The organism is Aliiroseovarius sediminis, assembly GCF_022678485.1.
Classification (GTDB): Bacteria; Pseudomonadota; Alphaproteobacteria; order Rhodobacterales; family Rhodobacteraceae; genus Aliiroseovarius; species Aliiroseovarius sediminis.
Map to the genome: position 1 here is coordinate 1 of NZ_JALBYP010000005.1, position 283 is coordinate 283.

Consider the following 283-nt stretch of genomic DNA (forward strand, 5'->3'; position numbering starts at 1 on the left):
CGGCCTCCGGCATCGGTGTGCGTGTGCCGCGGGCTCGCTTGCGGCCCCGTCGTCGCGTCACCGAGAGCCCTTCCTCGCGGTAGATGCGGTAGAGCTTCTTGTGGTTCATGGTCATCCCCTTGCGTTCGAGCAGGACGCCGATCCGGCGGCAGCCAAACCGGCGCCGCTTTCCGGCGATCTCCTGCATCTCTCAGGGCAATCCGGCGGGCGTTGGCGCCGGACCGTCTTGGGATCGACACCGACAAGCCGGCAGGCCCGACGCTGCGAGATATCGTGATCCCGC

Annotated in this window: 1 pseudogene; it reads right to left on the reverse strand. The window is 68.2% G+C overall.

From position 1 onward, the window contains the following. Positions 1 to 283 (reverse strand): annotated as a pseudogene (locus MN186_RS00025) (IS3 family transposase); the annotation flags it as partial.